At 66.1% G+C, this 14350-nt stretch carries 18 protein-coding genes; 14 read left to right on the top strand and 4 right to left on the bottom strand.

Annotated elements, in window-relative coordinates:
- Positions 1-154 precede the first annotated feature (154 nt).
- From ACOABP_RS31435 to ACOABP_RS31420, 4 genes are read right to left on the bottom strand one after another with little or no spacing between them, the layout of a single operon-like run.
- Positions 155-1366: a tyrosine-type recombinase/integrase gene (locus ACOABP_RS31435; RefSeq protein ID WP_474231739.1), complete on the bottom strand. Its 1212-nt coding sequence runs from the start codon at positions 1364-1366 to the stop codon at positions 155-157.
- Complete coding sequence (locus ACOABP_RS31430) at positions 1359-4430, bottom strand: hypothetical protein (RefSeq protein WP_474231738.1); 3072 nt, start codon at positions 4428-4430, stop codon at positions 1359-1361. Before ACOABP_RS31430 ends, ACOABP_RS31435 begins: the two co-directional genes overlap by 8 nt.
- A 50-nt stretch (positions 4431-4480) precedes the next feature.
- Positions 4481-5137, bottom strand: coding sequence for a hypothetical protein (locus tag ACOABP_RS31425; protein WP_474231737.1), 657 nt, complete (start codon positions 5135-5137; stop codon positions 4481-4483).
- Between the two features lie 45 nt (positions 5138-5182).
- Positions 5183-5317 (bottom strand): hypothetical protein, encoded by a 135-nt coding sequence (locus tag ACOABP_RS31420; protein ID WP_474231736.1) that lies wholly within the window; start codon positions 5315-5317, stop codon positions 5183-5185.
- A gap of 281 nt (positions 5318-5598) precedes the next feature.
- Between ACOABP_RS31420 and ACOABP_RS31415 the strand changes: the two genes are divergently transcribed.
- The 14 genes from ACOABP_RS31415 to ACOABP_RS31350 all read left to right on the top strand — a co-directional run bounded on the left by ACOABP_RS31415 (position 5599) and on the right by ACOABP_RS31350 (position 14031).
- Positions 5599-5913, top strand: a complete 315-nt coding sequence (locus tag ACOABP_RS31415; protein ID WP_474231735.1) for a hypothetical protein — start codon at positions 5599-5601, stop codon at positions 5911-5913.
- 100 nt (positions 5914-6013) lie between these two features.
- On the top strand, positions 6014-6154 hold the full coding sequence (locus ACOABP_RS31410) for a hypothetical protein (protein WP_474231734.1): 141 nt from the start codon (positions 6014-6016) through the stop codon (positions 6152-6154).
- 52 nt (positions 6155-6206) lie between these two features.
- A complete protein-coding gene (locus ACOABP_RS31405) occupies positions 6207-7439 on the top strand; it encodes a hypothetical protein (RefSeq protein WP_474231733.1) in 1233 nt (410 codons plus the stop codon).
- Entirely contained in the window at positions 7436-7780 is a 345-nt protein-coding gene (locus tag ACOABP_RS31400) for a hypothetical protein (RefSeq protein ID WP_474231732.1), read from the top strand. The genes ACOABP_RS31405 and ACOABP_RS31400 overlap by 4 nt, the downstream gene beginning before the upstream one ends.
- Positions 7781-7913: 133 nt before the next feature.
- Positions 7914-8435 (top strand): hypothetical protein, encoded by a 522-nt coding sequence (locus ACOABP_RS31395; RefSeq protein WP_474231731.1) that lies wholly within the window; start codon positions 7914-7916, stop codon positions 8433-8435.
- A 27-nt stretch (positions 8436-8462) separates the two neighbouring features.
- Complete coding sequence (locus ACOABP_RS31390) at positions 8463-8756, top strand: hypothetical protein (RefSeq protein ID WP_474231730.1); 294 nt, start codon at positions 8463-8465, stop codon at positions 8754-8756.
- A 28-nt stretch (positions 8757-8784) separates the two neighbouring features.
- A complete protein-coding gene (locus ACOABP_RS31385) occupies positions 8785-9147 on the top strand; it encodes a hypothetical protein (RefSeq protein WP_474231729.1) in 363 nt (120 codons plus the stop codon).
- Positions 9148-9153: 6 nt separating this feature from the next.
- The gene (locus tag ACOABP_RS31380; RefSeq protein ID WP_474231728.1) at positions 9154-9465 is read left to right on the top strand and encodes a hypothetical protein; all 312 of its coding nucleotides are present in this window, start codon (positions 9154-9156) and stop codon (positions 9463-9465) included.
- A gap of 14 nt (positions 9466-9479) precedes the next feature.
- Positions 9480-10070, top strand: a complete 591-nt coding sequence (locus ACOABP_RS31375; protein WP_474231727.1) for a hypothetical protein — start codon at positions 9480-9482, stop codon at positions 10068-10070.
- Positions 10067-10834: a hypothetical protein gene (locus tag ACOABP_RS31370; RefSeq protein WP_474231726.1), complete on the top strand. Its 768-nt coding sequence runs from the start codon at positions 10067-10069 to the stop codon at positions 10832-10834. Before ACOABP_RS31375 ends, ACOABP_RS31370 begins: the two co-directional genes overlap by 4 nt.
- Complete coding sequence (locus ACOABP_RS31365; protein ID WP_474231725.1) at positions 10827-11036, top strand: hypothetical protein; 210 nt, start codon at positions 10827-10829, stop codon at positions 11034-11036. The genes ACOABP_RS31370 and ACOABP_RS31365 overlap by 8 nt, the downstream gene beginning before the upstream one ends.
- Before the next feature lie 360 nt (positions 11037-11396).
- Positions 11397-12299: a hypothetical protein gene (locus ACOABP_RS31360; RefSeq protein ID WP_474231724.1), complete on the top strand. Its 903-nt coding sequence runs from the start codon at positions 11397-11399 to the stop codon at positions 12297-12299.
- On the top strand, positions 12299-12781 hold the full coding sequence (locus ACOABP_RS31355; protein ID WP_474231723.1) for a hypothetical protein: 483 nt from the start codon (positions 12299-12301) through the stop codon (positions 12779-12781). The genes ACOABP_RS31360 and ACOABP_RS31355 overlap by 1 nt, the downstream gene beginning before the upstream one ends.
- Positions 12778-14031 (top strand): hypothetical protein, encoded by a 1254-nt coding sequence (locus tag ACOABP_RS31350; protein WP_474231722.1) that lies wholly within the window; start codon positions 12778-12780, stop codon positions 14029-14031. The genes ACOABP_RS31355 and ACOABP_RS31350 overlap by 4 nt, the downstream gene beginning before the upstream one ends.
- Positions 14032-14350: the final 319 nt, after the last annotated feature.

Genomic DNA, 14350 nt, shown 5'->3' with positions numbered 1-14350 from the left:
ACTGGTTTCTTGATGCCTTGCCGCGTCGCCGCTGGTGTCCGGTACGGCGTTATAGGAGAGAACGATAAGACACTTTCAAGATTTTAGCCAGTGTCAGTATAGCGCTCGCAGTCATTTAAATCTGAAAGAAAAAGGCATATCTTCGCCTTTAAATCTACAGTTGGAGTCCGTTGACGGCGCGATACATCGCGTCCTCCTCGGTATGGCTATAGATGGCAGTCGTCGCAATAGAGGCGTGCCGCAATTGGCTTTGAATCAGCGGCAATGGATGGCCCTGTTGTGTCATGAGCGTTGTGAAGGTATGGCGGAACCAGTGCGGAGTCGCCTCGCGCAGTTTTCGCGCGTCTTCCGGGTGCTCGTCATGCAGAATTGTCGCGGCCAATTCCAAAGCATTCATGACGATCCCGTAAATGGAATCTTTGCTGATCGGCTGGCTCAGTGACGCCTTTAAGCCGTGCAGGCCGATTTTGATGACAAGCGGGGTATGTGGGTCGGATCGTCGTGGATCGAGCTTTACGAGCCGCATATAACGTTCCAGAGCGGCCATGGCAGCGCGATTGACTGCGATCGTGGCGGTTTTGTCGCCTTTGCCCGTGACGGTCAGAAACCAGCAATCCGTTGCGCCGGCGATATCCCGGTGCGAGAGATCGCCGAGGCGAGCTTTGGCCATTTCCTCTCGCCGCAAACCTGTGTTGGCCATGAAGCGCACGACGAACAACATCCGCTCCACTTCGATGTGCTTATCTCCTTCGCCCATCAACCGCTCGCACTCGCTTTGCAACGCCGCCATGAGGCGTTCAAACGTGTGCAGCGGAAGGAATTTCTGCGTCAGTCCCGGCTGAGGGCCGACCTTGCGGCGAAAGCGCGCCGCTTTAAATGGATTGCCATCCAGATAGCGGACATCGGTGAGATACGTGAAAAGACCCTCGATCACTGTCATCGCATAGGCGCGGCTACGCTCCGACAGCGGACCTTCGAACGGCTTCCATTCGCCCGTGGCCTTGCGTGCATTGCGGCGCCCGCACCAGCTCGCTGGCGGGGCGAGCAGAAATTCGCGGTAGGCATCCAGATCTTCGCGTGTGAGGGAGGACAACGGCTTGCGCGCAATACCGATCACCCAGCAATAGAAGCGTTGTACTTCCTTGCGGTACGCGCGTAGCGTCGCAGCGCGATCGGCGTACTCCGCCAGCCAGACGTGGATTGCGTCAAGATCCGTGTCGGCCGCGATCTGGCGCACGCCAGTGTGACAGCGGTTCGCACCGTCTCGGCCGGACAGATGGTCAGGCAGGCCGCGTTTTGCGATCTCGTCCAGCGACGGCGGAACGTCGGGTGTGAGCGCGGTGCGTACCGCTGGGAGATTAGTCATGCGTCTCGGTTTCGGACGTTAGATTAAATAGGGCGTCGAGCTCGGCAGGGCCGAGGTTCGCCAAGGCTTGTGCGAAGGCCACGCGGGCCGGTCGTTTGGATTGCTTACGGTAGCGTTCAGTCCCGCCTGCCTTCACGTTGGCCACGAAGTCGGTAAGGTTCAGGGCACTCGTGACCATATGGTCGGTGCTCTGGCGGCCATTCTCGCGGATCAATGTATCCGACCATGGGCTATCGTTGGAGATCCGGAACGCGTCGCCCTGTGGGAGCACGCAGCAGAGCGTGGGTCGAAGCGGACTCGCCAGATGGTCCTTGTGATGACTGGGGTTCTTGAATACGCGGAGATAGGCGCGTTCAATCTGTTCACGTTGCTCCGCGTTTGCGAAGTGCTGCAACCATTTTTCCAGCGGCGCTTGCATGGCGAGCAGACGCAACTCGTGGGCACCGTTCGTCTTATCCTGTTGATATACGCCAATCGGTACCGACAGGTTGCATTCCCCCACCATGTTGTATTTTCCGTCGCGCTGGAAGCGCTCCAGTGTACGCAGGGAGAGCGATAGAAACGCGGGGTCGAGTCCGCCGCCGGGCGCCGTGAATCGCGACTGATACTCAGCGAATCCTTCGTCGACTTTCGCTTTGGCCTCGGCAAGGGCGCGTGCCTTGTAGGGTTCAGGGGTGTGATGAAGCCACGGGGTGATTTCTGACCATTCGCGCAGCGTGGTCTCCGATGGCACTGGTTTGTTCGTCAACCAGTCGAGGCGGTCGGAGGTGCACTGCAGGCCGGATTTGGTCAGCCCCAGCGAATACCGGCGCACCCATCCCCAGTCGATCACGGATTCGTCGCGTTCGCCTTGCGGGACTTCGGCGTAGATCGCGAGCCGGCTCTTACCGGTCAGCGTGACGCGCAGCGGGCGTGCGGCGTTTGCTTCGATCCACTGCAGGGCGCGAGTAAGCAGGTCAGCGCTCCTGTCGTGCGCCCATACGAGATCGAGGATGCCATTCAAGGCGCTCTTCTCGGTCACAGCGGGCAGGGGCTTGCCACGCTGGGCACAGCGCCACGCGATGATGCTGGCTTCCAACAGCTTGGGGATGTCTTCATCCGCTGCGACCTCGGCGGCGGCGATGGCGCCGCGCAGATATGCGCGTGCCGGTGATTCTTCCACCTCCTCGATACGCAGGCGTGCGGCGGCCTGCTTGAATAAACGGATGTAGGAGACGTAGCCGATGCGGGCTTGGCGGTTGAACACATACCACGCCAGCGTCTCGGCCTTCACCCCGTCCAGACATAGGACGCCGGAACGTCCACCGCGCTCCGGGTGTGCTTTGGTGAGGCTGACACGCGCATTAAAGCGCGCTTCGGACCCGCTAACGCGTTTGACTGGCACATCCACACACAGCTCGTTGCCATCCTTATAGGCGATCAGTTCCGCGCTTTTTTCCAGCGGATCTGCAAAGTGTCGGGTGTATTCGCCGTCGCGGCGCAAGCACGCCGGTGCAGTGTCAACAGTGAGCAGATCGTGGAAGTGGCACAGTACGCGTGATCCGCTACGGAGCTGCGCATTCTGCTGCCGAATGAAGGTCTGTACGTCGGGTCGTTCGGTGCCGATCAGCGTTCCGGGTTCGTCGTCGGCAATGAAGACGAAGTGACGTTGTTGAAAGCCGAGGGACAGAAACTGGAGCGCTTCAGCGGGGTCGTAGAATTGGCCAAAAAGCTGTTCGCGATGGTCGAGACCGCACAGCAGGATGAGCAGCCGCTTGTAATGTAGTGCGAGGCGGTCATGATCCTTGACGGCATCCGTGAATTCGAGATCCCGGAACGTGAGGGCACTACCGTCAAAGCCGGTGAAGACGGCATCGATCTCGGCTTTGGAGGGAAATAGTCGCGGCGTACCCTCGTGCGTCGGCTCGCCCGAGTAGACGCGATAGAGGTTGTCGCCATCGCGCACCAGCAGAAAGGTGAGCTTGTTCTGTACGTCGCGCCCGGCGGCTTCATAGGCTGACAGGTTCTCGTAGCCCGCGCGGTCGCGGCGCGTGGCCATTGCGACAACCATGCGGGGCTTGGGCAGGATCTGGTCGCGGAATTCCGGATGGCCTTGCAGTGCACGATCGAAGTCCGGCAGGCTGCGGTAGTCCCAGTCGGCGTCCAGATCGGCCCATGCGGCGAACTCGCCGTCGGCATAGAGCTTGGCCTGACGCAGGTGTAGTTTCTCATCACGTGGTGCAGATTCGCCGGTGGCGATGACTTCGACCACGACACCCTTGCCGGTATAGAGATCGAGAGATGCAATGCCTTTCATGAGGTCAGCAGCGTACTGCCGGACGCTGCTGGTGCGGGCGAGGGCGACCTGCGCCCTTTCGGCGAAAAAGGGGGAAAGCGCTTTCAGCGCGCCGGCAATCGATTCGGTGCGCGTCGTCAGCCAGTTGGCCGTCAGTTCTGCACGTGTTGCCTCGCGTTCGGCGACCAGCCGCATAGCGACGACATCTCGTGGCGTGAGTCGGTTTTCCAGTACAAAGCCAATGTCAGTTCGCAGACTCCCCCGACTTTCTGTCATCGCCAGTGCAGTCGATACGGGCGCCTCGCCGCTCTTGGCCGCGTCGCGGTCGAGCTCACGCTGCTTATCGGCTTCCCATTTGGTCAGTCCCTCGGCGATCGCGGTAGCCATGATGAGCGGGTTGCGTTGTCCTTCGAAGAGCTCTTCCTGAAGGGCGGCAACCTTGGTGTGAATGGCCTGCATCTCGGCGTCGCGGACCGCCTCGCCATCGGGTGCAAACTCGAATGCGTTGAGGAAGTCGTCTACCAGCATTCGGTGGGCACCGGTTCCTTGGGAGGGGTGTTCCGCGAGCTGCACGGTGTGGGCGGCTGCGTCATACACGGCGACCGATGTGAGAAGCAGAACGGTGCCGGCCTTGACGTGGTCGTAGTGTCCGCGCCAACGCCAGTCTTCGAATTTGACATCTTCCCGGGCCCGCCAGTAGGTACCCGGTTCCAGTGTCTGGAATCGTTCCATCCGAATCGTTTCGTCGGCGTTTCGGGAGGTGGCGGAAGCGTTGGTGAGTTTGGTCATCGCGTTCTGAGTCATTCGATCGGTCAACGGCGGAGCTGTGGTATCCCGCGTTATTCGGTCGTCCAGCGCTTAGCCAGTTCGAGGCAGCGCTTGCACGTGATTTTAGGGGCGAAATCGCAACCATCGCCGTTGTATTGCTCTCGCTCCGGGCAGGAGTACCGGCGGCCATTCGAGCCACTGGTTGTGGTGCACAGAAAGTCGCCCGCGTCGCGGTTGAGCTTGGCGACCCGCAGGTCGTCTAGTAGCAGGATGTGGTTGACGGTGGCGCGGTTGCGGCCGTCGCCCCACGACGTGGCCGACAGCCCGCTGAGGACATCCTTGATGGCGCTGATCCAGCGCACGGGAAGCTTGAGGCGGGCATTGAAGGCCGTCGCCTCGGCCTGTCGCGCCGCGTGCCGCGCTGCCTCGGCCGCCGCTGATGCTTGGTTCGCGGCGGCTTGCTCCTGAACAGCGCGCGCCCAGTCGCCTTGCGTCACGCACGAGATTTGCCTGCCGACGGTGACGCGCACCTGCGTGCCCGGGGGTAGCGCAGCCATGGTGAACACCAGCGTTTCGCCTTCAACACACAGAGAGCCGTCTGCCGCCACGACCGCGTCGTAGGTGCGGCCCCGTACGGCGTTAAACCAGAGCGGATTAATGAAGGCACTGACCATTCGTAGGTCGTGCACGGGCGCTTGGAACGGTGCGGCGAGATCTGCGGTGCTCACGAAGGGCTCCTGTTGGGCCCGGGGTGCACCCCGGGGCCTGAGGCTTTATTCGACGACGTAGCCGGCTACGCCAGCGAGTCGCTTGAATTCCTGCATCGCGAACACGGTGGGAAAGCGCCACGCGCCGGCTTCATAGAAGCCGCCGAGGCGTTTGGCGATGGGGTGCAGCTTTCTGTGCATTGCATTTCCTCCTGAAGGCTGAAAGCAGCCCTCTCGCCGCTTTCTATGTTCATGATAATAACGACTATCATGAAACACAAGTACTTTATGTACGTACGTATTGATATACGGCGATATAAAAATATTGACGCGGGACCGGTCGAGCGCCTACGATGTGCTTGAAACGTCGGTTTTCAGCCTAAAAATCCAGTGCTTTTGGGGGTGCGGCACGGCACACGCGCCGCCGATAACAGGTAGATGGGCCAGCAAGCTGGCGTCACGAGACCAACAGGTAATTCGAGATGGACGCAACGGCGGACAGGCGGCAGCAGGCGAACGCGATAGCGACGCCAGTGGTGCCGCGCGGGATGATCGATGAGGTGCTGGCAGTCACCGCTGCGCTGGCCGAGTGCCTGACACCGGAGGCGCGCCGCCAGCTCGCGGCGCTGGAAAAACTCGCGCCGGGCCAGATCGCGGGCCAGACCGTCGCCGTGGATGCGACGGCCATCCTGAGACTCGTACAGGTGCACGGCGAAATCGTGGACTTGCTCAGGGGCGAAGTCGCCCGGCTAAACAGCGAACTGCAGGCGAGCAAACAGACCGCCTTCGCGCTTTGATGCCCACGCCCTCGTCGCCGCCACATAAGGGAAATACAGAGTCATGCGCGTATCACGGAAGTTCAGAGGGCAGATCATCGACACCATTCGGCGCGCACATATGGATGCGCTGAAAGACGCTCTACCGAACTGCATTGCATTGGCACCCGACCAGTGGTCACCTGAAGAAGCCGCTCGTGTTGATCTGCTGGTCGAGGTGGAACGAAAGGCCATTGCCGCCGTCGAGGAATTGCTGGCGTAAGGAAGGCCAATAACAGTCAGCGGGCCGCGCTCGCGGAACGAACAAGGAATCCATGATGAGTGAAGATAAACAGCCGGTTCGGGACCTGCTGCCGACGTGGCAGCGAGCGGGCCTCACCGCCGCCGATGTGGACCGGATTGCCGCGCGGTACTTCCATGCCGACGATACCGAGCTGTCGGATATCAAGACCGCGATCAAGGATGCCTTGGCCGAAGCGGTGACGGCGGCTCAGGCGCTGCCGACAGGCTTCCGGTGGATCCCGGTGGAGGCTGAAGGCGTTCCCGCTTATGACGAGGCGGCCAGTGTGCTGGGGTTCAGTCAGTATCACGACTATGGCGGTCAACGGTTCCACGAGCTGAAGGCGAGCGACTTCTATGAGGTCGATCCCGACGGTGATGGCCAGCCGGGTACCGAGCTGGCCCGCACGGTGACGCACTACCTGCTGGATCCGTGGCCGCCGGCGCTCACCGGCCAACCCACTGCTGCCAAAGATGGCGCAGAAGAGCCCGCGCCGGCCATGTCACGCCCGGTGGCGGTGGCCAAGGCGCTGCAGGCTGCGGACTGGAGCGCACCGAGCATTGGCAACAAGGCATTGATCGCCGCCGCGATCGACGCGTTGGTCAGCCCCTATCTGGGCCGCTTCACTTTGACCCCGGACGAGATCCGGCAGGTGGCCCGCGCACCGCACGGCAGCAGCAACGCCCCGCAGGGCTCCTGCTACGTCAGCGCGACGCTGACCTACCTCCGGGAGCGTGCCGACGCCGCAAACGCAGTGGCGATGCAGGCCATGGGTGCGGATGTTGTACCCGATCGCGAACGTTGCCGCTGCAACCCGCCCGATGAGGTGATAGACGGCTATTGCCAGCACTGCGGCAACAAGGTCGGCAGAAGCCCGTTCGCCGCGTCACTGGAGCGGACCGCCATCGCAGCAAACCGGACGGCCTATCTGGAAAGCGTCCTGATGGCCGTCCGTGCGCAGCTGCAGCGCTGTGCGGCCGAGCTGCCTGCGTCCCTCGACCGCCGCGTCTTTGATTGTCTGATTGAGGCGATCGACGCGCCCAATTCACCGGCGGCGCACAGCGTTCCGGCCAACGCCGATGCGGATGCCCTGCGCTGGCGCGCGGTACTGGGCATCGTGGGTGCCCGCCAAACCGACACAGGCGCGCAGGTTTTCACGCTCAGTCCGCTGTTGGCGGTGGGCACCGGCAATCTCATGAAAGGCAGTGTCGCCGAGCATTTCACCGGTGCCGTGGATGCATGGCGCCAGCGTAGCGTGGGGGCATGACGATGCCGGCAACGACGACTAAGGCGCCGCTGGCCGGAACCGTGGCGCTGGACAGCGAAGCACTGGCCCGTGAGAAGGCCGATTTCGTGGCGTTTTACAAGGCCAAGGGCTGGCCGGAAAGTTACTTCGTGCCGCATAGCGGCGGCCAGATCGAATTCGGCCGCGCTGCGACGCAGGACAAGTGGGAAGGCTGGCGCGACCGGGCCAGCCTGACTGATGCGCCGGGCAGCGTATTTGTCCCGTATGCACAGTGTGTGGCGGCCGGCGGTGACTGCCATCGCGAAGGGCTTTGCGTCGCGAAGTGTCGCGAGCATCCGCCGCGCACGCGCTTTTGCTACTGACAGAGCCGCCCATCATGAAAATGCGCAAACGCCGTATCACCTACACGCTCATCATGTGGAACTGCTCAGGCACCGAACTCGTCCTGCTGTCCCGGAACATGCACCATCACCGCAAAGGCCCGACATTCTGACCATGACCACGAAGCCAGACGCCCACTACGCGACGGTGCCGGAACGCGAGGTCCTGCAACGCATCGCGACCGCCGCACTGGACACGCCAACCGGCGCGCCACTGTCCGATCCTGCCGAACTCGTCCGCACCATGCTCTGCATGGCGCAGGCGCAGGCCATCGCCCTGCTGGCTGGCCCGTGCGGCTGGGTGAAGACCCACCTGAACGCCGGCGAGGCCGTGCTGTCCTTTACGGACAAGCGCGAGCACTACGCCGAGTGGGCGGCGCGCGGCGTAGTGCTGACGCCCGTCTTCGCGCATGCCCCCGCAGCGACGCCGGCGTCATGGCTGACGCTGGCCGAGGCGGCGCCGGAGAACGGCGACGCGGTCTGGCTGCACACCCGTAAGGGCAAGGTCGAGGCCGCCACCAAGGCATGGAAACAAGGACACACCGGCGACTATTTCGCGACCGAAGGCGCGGGCGACATCGCCATGCGCGACGTGCTGCACTGGATGCCGCGCAGCCAGCCGTTGCCGCCGGCCTGACCCCACAGACACTACTGGAGAACCAGCATGAGCGCAGGACATCTGTTGCCCCATCAGTCGCACTGGAACCGTGCGGTCAGCGTCGACATGAACCGACGTCATCGCAAGTGGCCGCTGGGCATGCCCGTGCAGACCAAGACGCCTGCGGGCTATCTGCAAGGTCAGATCTTCAAGCACTGGCGCCGGGGCGAGGTGCCGCACGGCGCCTCGGTGCGGTTCCCCGAGCCGGTGGACATGGGCGATGGCAATGGCCTGCGCGATTGCCACGTGATCCCGTTTCGCTCCTTGAAGCCGCTGCTGCCGGCTTGCGCCAATGACTGACACCGCACCCACCCCGGAGGAGCGCCGCATGCTGATGGACGTGCATCAGCATGGCAACTGGCTGCACAGCGCCCGGGGCCGCAAGGCCCTCGATGCCGCCGTGCTCAGGTTGCACACGCTGCGCGAGCGCGGCTGGCTAGACGGCAGTGCTCTGACCCGTGCCGGCTACGCGGCGTTGGGCGTACCGGCCCCGGACCGGCCGTTTCGCTCCGACCCGGAACTGGTGGCCCTGATTGGCCAGCCTGCCGGCGTCGCGGAGGTGACGCTCGCCGGGCGCAACTGGCGCTACCTGAGCCCGGAGGCGTTCCATACCGCTGACCTTCGGACCGGCCGCATCAACGTGCACCTCGACGACAGCGGTGCGCACGTGACCAAGATTTCCGTGGAGTGACCGAACATGGCGACTGTGGAAGTACTCGAAAGCTTCGGCCTGCCCGACACCTTCCCCGATTTTATGGTGCCGGAAAAAGGCCAGCGATTCGTGCAGGCCTGCGCCAAGGGCATGCCCAAGGACGCGCTGCTGCGTGCGGCGCGGCTTGCCGGCTTCCAGCCGCTGTGGAAACGGCTGGAGCATGTGGGCGAAGGCGTGTACGGCTTCGGTCTGACGATTGATGGCATGGTGGTGCCCTTCATGGTGCGGATGCGGCCGGCACCGTCGGCACCCCCAGCGCCGTCGGCGCCGGCGCCCACACAGGCCGCACTCTTCTGACTGACAGGGACACGATGACCGAGCAACAAGCCCTTGCGCTCGACGCGCTGAGCGCCCATCTCCGGACGTTTCTGCTGGACTACCGCCTGACCCATACGCAAGACGCGGACGGTGGGCGCTTGGCGTTGGTGGACAAGCTTTGCGCGCCGGACGACACGTCGACCACCACTGGCAAGGCGGAGATCACCCTGCTGGCTGAGGCGATCGTCGACGCCCTGCCGGAGGGCGCCGCGCCCGCCGTGCGCGATGGCAATCTCCATGCGGTGATGGAAGCCGCCGCGTGGCGCAATGCGATGACGGGCCTGTGCAGGATCTGGCCGAAGACGGCCGACGAGGCGGCCGACCACCTGCGCCGGCGCCTGCATCCGGCGCGCACCGCCGGCCCGGCCCGGGATCCCGCGTCGACGACGACAGAGGCGCCAGCGGTCGACTACGTGGACTACACGGTGGTGCAGGCCTTCGCGGACCAGCATGGCGTGCCCTACAACGACGCCTGCGCCATGGTACGCGCGGCCCTGCTCCCCCTCGCGTCGCAGCCGGCGATCAAGGCCGTACCGATGATTGAAGAACATGTCGCCGTGATGCGGCACACCGGAGCACCATGATGCAAGACGCAGAGAACGCAGCGCCGCAGGTGAACCTGCGGGAGATCCGCGCGACGCTGAACCTGATTGCCCACTGTTTTGATAACTGCAAGGGGACGGCCGCGACCATGCGCGACCTCGCGCGCGACGCGCTGGCGAATCTGGATGCCGCCATGGCGGCGCAGGCGGCGGCGCCGCCCGCTGACCGCGCGGCGCTCGCCGCCAGTGTGGCCGAGCTGCGCGCACTCGGCGTCAGTGAGGATCGCGGGCTGAGCGTGGCCGAAGGCGAGTCGATTTCGCTCGTGCTGCACGAGCTCGAACGGCTGCGCGTCCTGCCGGTACCTTCGCCTGCCATGACGGCGGCCGAGGCGCAGGCCATCCTGCAGGAAGCATGCCGCGTCAATACGCAGGCGATGCAGGCGCTGGCCCAAGACGTGCTGGCCGCGTCCAAGCTCGCCCCGTCGGCCACGGCGCTCACACGGATGGCCTACGAGCTGGGGCTGGTGCCGGCCGGCCAGCCGGTCGACGTGCAAGCGCTCGACGTGCTGCGCAGCCAGTATGTGGCCGCCCTGAAGGTCGCCGCCACGGTGGTGCCGCGCGCGCCGCGCCCGGAGGACCCGGACCGGACGCTGCTGGACTGGCTGGAGCGTGTGGGGATGGTGCATTTCGACTTCGAGACGGCGACGGTGCGCTTTCCGGTACCGGAATCCCTGCAGGGGGGCAACGTGCGCGAGATCGTCGAGGCGGCACGTCTGCATCACGAACAGGAGCTGGACAATGCGTAGTCCCGTACGTAGTCCGGTGCTGGGTCCTGAGCCGGATATCCGCCGCCGGGCCTACACGGCCGAGGAGGTGGCGGCGCACGCGGCGCGCGTGGGTCGCCACTATGCGCGCATCGCGCAAAGTCTCCCGCGCGCGCTCGCCGAGGCGTCGCCGGTGGCGCAGACCACGGCGGACGATGCCGAGGCCGTTCGAAGCGAACCATGACACGCGCCCGCGTCCTGCGACACGTCCTGCAACCTGCCCAATCCGTCCTGACGCGCCCCGCCTGCGTGGACATCCCGGCGCGGGGCGCCGGGAGCGGCGGGACAGCCCGTGGACAGCGGATGGACAACCGGGGGTTGCCCACGCGCGTGCCCACCGCCTGTCGCCCCTTGCCCACCCGTCGGGGCTTGCCCCAGCGAGCGAATGCGATAGACGCGACAGACGCAACAGACGCGACAGACCCACCCAATCCCCGGCCGCCCAAGGCCCGCCACCTCGTAACGCGCCACCTTTCCGCGACTGGCGTCGGGCACTTCATTTACTTGCTGCGGGCGTCCTGACTTTCTGGAATTGACTCTTATCATGCCTGATACTGCTGCCCTGCCCGCTTCGGGCGCCGCAACACCCGTCACCGCCCCGCTGGCGCTCGACGCGATGGCGCTGCTGCGCGCCGCGCTCGCGCTCACGCGCTACGCGGCCGCGCCGTTCTTTTCGCCCGCGCAGACCGTGGGCGTCGATGCGCAGGATCCGGACGCCACCGAGCGCATCCAGCCGACCACGGAGGACTGGTGGCGCGGCCTGCGCGCACGCATCGAGACCCTGCAGCCGGCGCTGCAGCTGGCGATCGCCACGGCCGAGGCCGGCCCCGTGCCGGCGCCGCTGGCCACCGAGACCGGGGTGGGTGCGTGGTGCGCGCCCGGCCCCGCCGCTGAGCAGGCCCGGCAGGCGCCCGGCTGGCTGCTGCGCTTCGAGGACGTGGACCGCCCCGACGTCACGTTCGATGCCGAGGACGCCGCGCGGCAGGCCTTTGCCCGGGCCGAGGGCCAAGGCTACAACGCGCACCTCCTCACGCACGTGCCGCGCGTGGGCGGCCCCACCATGCCGGCCACCGACTGGCGCGCGCTGCTGGCCGCCGTGCTGCGCGAGCAGGCGCAGCCCCACGTGCGCCACGATGGCGAACGCTGGCCCGGCAGCGCCCCGGGGCATGCGCACGCGCGGCCCGGCGTGTGGGACGACGACAATGGGCCGCTCGCCGGCCAGCCCTGCGCATGGTGCACGGCGTGGTTCGCCGCGCGGCGGGCGCTGGGGGAGACGGGTCCGACGGGTCCGACGGGTGAGGTGGGAGTGGCGGGGGTGGGGGGGGTGGCGGGGGTGACGGTCCCGCCCGCCGGCGAGTCCCCGGCGGGGTTGTCACCCGGGACGCCAGCCGGGACGCCAGCCGGGACACCAGCCGTGACGCTGGCCCGGCCGACGGAGGCTGCCTGATGGTCCCCCGCCATGCCCCCACCCCCGCCGCTTCGCCCGCGAAGGCCGCGCCGCTGCGCGCGCTGCGGGTGTTGCGGCTGCACGTCATGGGCGAGTACTTCCTCGCGATCCGCGATCGCAGCAAGCCGCTGGAATTCCGCCTCGACACGCCCTACTGGCGCCAGCGCCTCATGGGGCACCCCACGGGCCGCACCTACGACGCGGTCGAGATCGCCCACGGCTATCCCAAGGCCGATGACGCCACGCGCCGCGTGCGCCGCGCGTGGCGCGGCGTCGCGCCGCAGACGCTGACCCATCCGCACTTCGGCGACGCGCCCGTGGCGGTGCTCGCGATCGACGTCACCGGGGCGGATCTGCCGCTGCCGGCCCCCGGTCCGGACGGGCGCCCGGTTAAGCGGTCCGCCGCGAGGCCTGCGGTAGAATCTGCCGCCTCCCATGGTGCACCCCCTGTCGCTCCCAACGATTCTCCTGCCTGCTCATGATTCCGGCCCCTGACGACCGCGCCTCCCCTGCCAGCACCAAGATCCCGGCCGACGAGGTCCGCAACGTGCTCGTGCCCAAGGCCTTCCACGCGATCCTCGCGGAGGAAGGCCAGCCGCCCACGGTCGACCGCATCATCGATTGGCTGGTGCGGCAGGGCTATTCGAAGCCCAACCGCAACGTGGTGTCGGAAGCGAACAAGGCCTGCTACGCCGAGCTGGGCAAGCGCATGCGCCAGCCCATGCATGACCAGCTGCCGCCCGAAACGGTGCGGCTGGTGTACGCCCTGCGCGACGACATGCTGCAGCACGCCAAGCGCGACTTCGCCGACGAGGCCGAGGCGATCCGCGCGCAGGCGCGGCGCGACGTCGACGTGGCCCACGCCCTGCAGGCGGACGCCGAGCTCGCGCGCCGCGAGGCCCGCACGGAGCTCGATAAAGCGCTGGAGGTGAAAGCCGAGCAGGAGCAGCGGATCGCGACGCTGCAGGCGGCGCTGCAGACCGCCAAGGACGACATCACGGAACTGCGTGGACGCGTCACGCACGCCGAGGGCGAGCTCGAAATGAGCCGCCGCGCCGTGCAGGGGCTGGAAGCCGCCGCGCACGCGCGCGAGCGCGAGCACGGTGACGCACTCAGCAAGCTGCAGGACCAGCTTGACGCCGAGCGCGCCCGCGCGGACGCCGAGCACAAGCGTGGCCTGCTCGCGATCGAGCGCGAGCGCATGGAAACCCGACTCGCGCAGAAGGCGACCGCCGATGCGCTGGCCAAGATCGACACCCTGAACGAGCGGGAGCGCGACCGCGCGGCCGAGATGGCCGTGCTCAAGACGCAGCTCACGAGCGAACAACTGACGCGTCGCCAGCTGCAGGAGGCCGGCGCCAAGCGGATCGCCGAAGCCGAAGCGGCCACCGCCATCGCACGCAACGCGGCGGGCGTGGCCCACGCGGCCGAGGCCAGCGCCCGGGGCATGCTGCAGGCCGTGACGGCCCGGCACGACGACCTGCAGGCACGGCTCGCCGGCTTCGGCTCGCTCACCCCGCACAGCCTCACGGACCTGATCGCGCGGGCCCTGCTGCAGGGCCTGCCCGCAGAAGGACCGCCGGTCGGGCAGCCGGCCGATCCGGCCGCACGCCAGCGCGCGGCCGCCGCCGCCGCGCAGGCGTTGCTGGCCCCGTTTGAGGTGCCCGACGGCAGCGAAAGGGGGCGTCAACCGGGTACGGCCGCGCCCGACGTGCCGCGCGGCGCGGTGTAGGCCTTGTCCGGTTCGCAACCGGGCGGTCCAGCCGGCCGCCCCTGCGTGACCGTCCGCTGCCCTCGCGCGCTTTCCCATCCCTTCTCCCGTCCCTTCTTCCATCCCTTCCCCATCCGCCAGTCCCGCTGCGCCGGCCCTGCGCCGACCGTGGTGCGCCGCGCCCGGGGCGGGGTTGCTACCCGTCACTCCCGGCCGTTACACCGGCGGTAACGCCCGGGGATTGCCCGCGTCGCGTCATGGACAGGCCCAGTCCGATTTAAACGTTTTTGGATTTATTGCCTGACCTTTAAACGTTTCTGAAGCCGTTTAACGATTTCTA

Source organism: Cupriavidus sp. HE11, from assembly GCF_056097175.1.
This window is presented reverse-complemented; position numbering and strand designations above follow the sequence as displayed.

Coding starts and splice junctions, on each gene's coding strand:
- ACOABP_RS31385 (WP_474231729.1), top strand. CDS start 8,785: ATGCTGATGGACGTGCATCAGCATGGCAACTGGCTGCACAGCGCCCGG.
- ACOABP_RS31420 (WP_474231736.1), bottom strand. CDS start 5,317: ATGCACAGAAAGCTGCACCCCATCGCCAAACGCCTCGGCGGCTTCTAT.
- ACOABP_RS31375 (WP_474231727.1), top strand. CDS start 9,480: ATGACCGAGCAACAAGCCCTTGCGCTCGACGCGCTGAGCGCCCATCTC.
- ACOABP_RS31365 (WP_474231725.1), top strand. CDS start 10,827: ATGCGTAGTCCCGTACGTAGTCCGGTGCTGGGTCCTGAGCCGGATATC.
- ACOABP_RS31370 (WP_474231726.1), top strand. CDS start 10,067: ATGATGCAAGACGCAGAGAACGCAGCGCCGCAGGTGAACCTGCGGGAG.
- ACOABP_RS31400 (WP_474231732.1), top strand. CDS start 7,436: ATGACGATGCCGGCAACGACGACTAAGGCGCCGCTGGCCGGAACCGTG.
- ACOABP_RS31410 (WP_474231734.1), top strand. CDS start 6,014: ATGGATGCGCTGAAAGACGCTCTACCGAACTGCATTGCATTGGCACCC.
- ACOABP_RS31435 (WP_474231739.1), bottom strand. CDS start 1,366: ATGACTAATCTCCCAGCGGTACGCACCGCGCTCACACCCGACGTTCCG.
- ACOABP_RS31355 (WP_474231723.1), top strand. CDS start 12,299: ATGGTCCCCCGCCATGCCCCCACCCCCGCCGCTTCGCCCGCGAAGGCC.
- ACOABP_RS31415 (WP_474231735.1), top strand. CDS start 5,599: ATGGACGCAACGGCGGACAGGCGGCAGCAGGCGAACGCGATAGCGACG.
- ACOABP_RS31395 (WP_474231731.1), top strand. CDS start 7,914: ATGACCACGAAGCCAGACGCCCACTACGCGACGGTGCCGGAACGCGAG.
- ACOABP_RS31390 (WP_474231730.1), top strand. CDS start 8,463: ATGAGCGCAGGACATCTGTTGCCCCATCAGTCGCACTGGAACCGTGCG.
- ACOABP_RS31350 (WP_474231722.1), top strand. CDS start 12,778: ATGATTCCGGCCCCTGACGACCGCGCCTCCCCTGCCAGCACCAAGATC.
- ACOABP_RS31360 (WP_474231724.1), top strand. CDS start 11,397: ATGCCTGATACTGCTGCCCTGCCCGCTTCGGGCGCCGCAACACCCGTC.
- ACOABP_RS31405 (WP_474231733.1), top strand. CDS start 6,207: ATGATGAGTGAAGATAAACAGCCGGTTCGGGACCTGCTGCCGACGTGG.
- ACOABP_RS31430 (WP_474231738.1), bottom strand. CDS start 4,430: ATGACCAAACTCACCAACGCTTCCGCCACCTCCCGAAACGCCGACGAA.
- ACOABP_RS31380 (WP_474231728.1), top strand. CDS start 9,154: ATGGCGACTGTGGAAGTACTCGAAAGCTTCGGCCTGCCCGACACCTTC.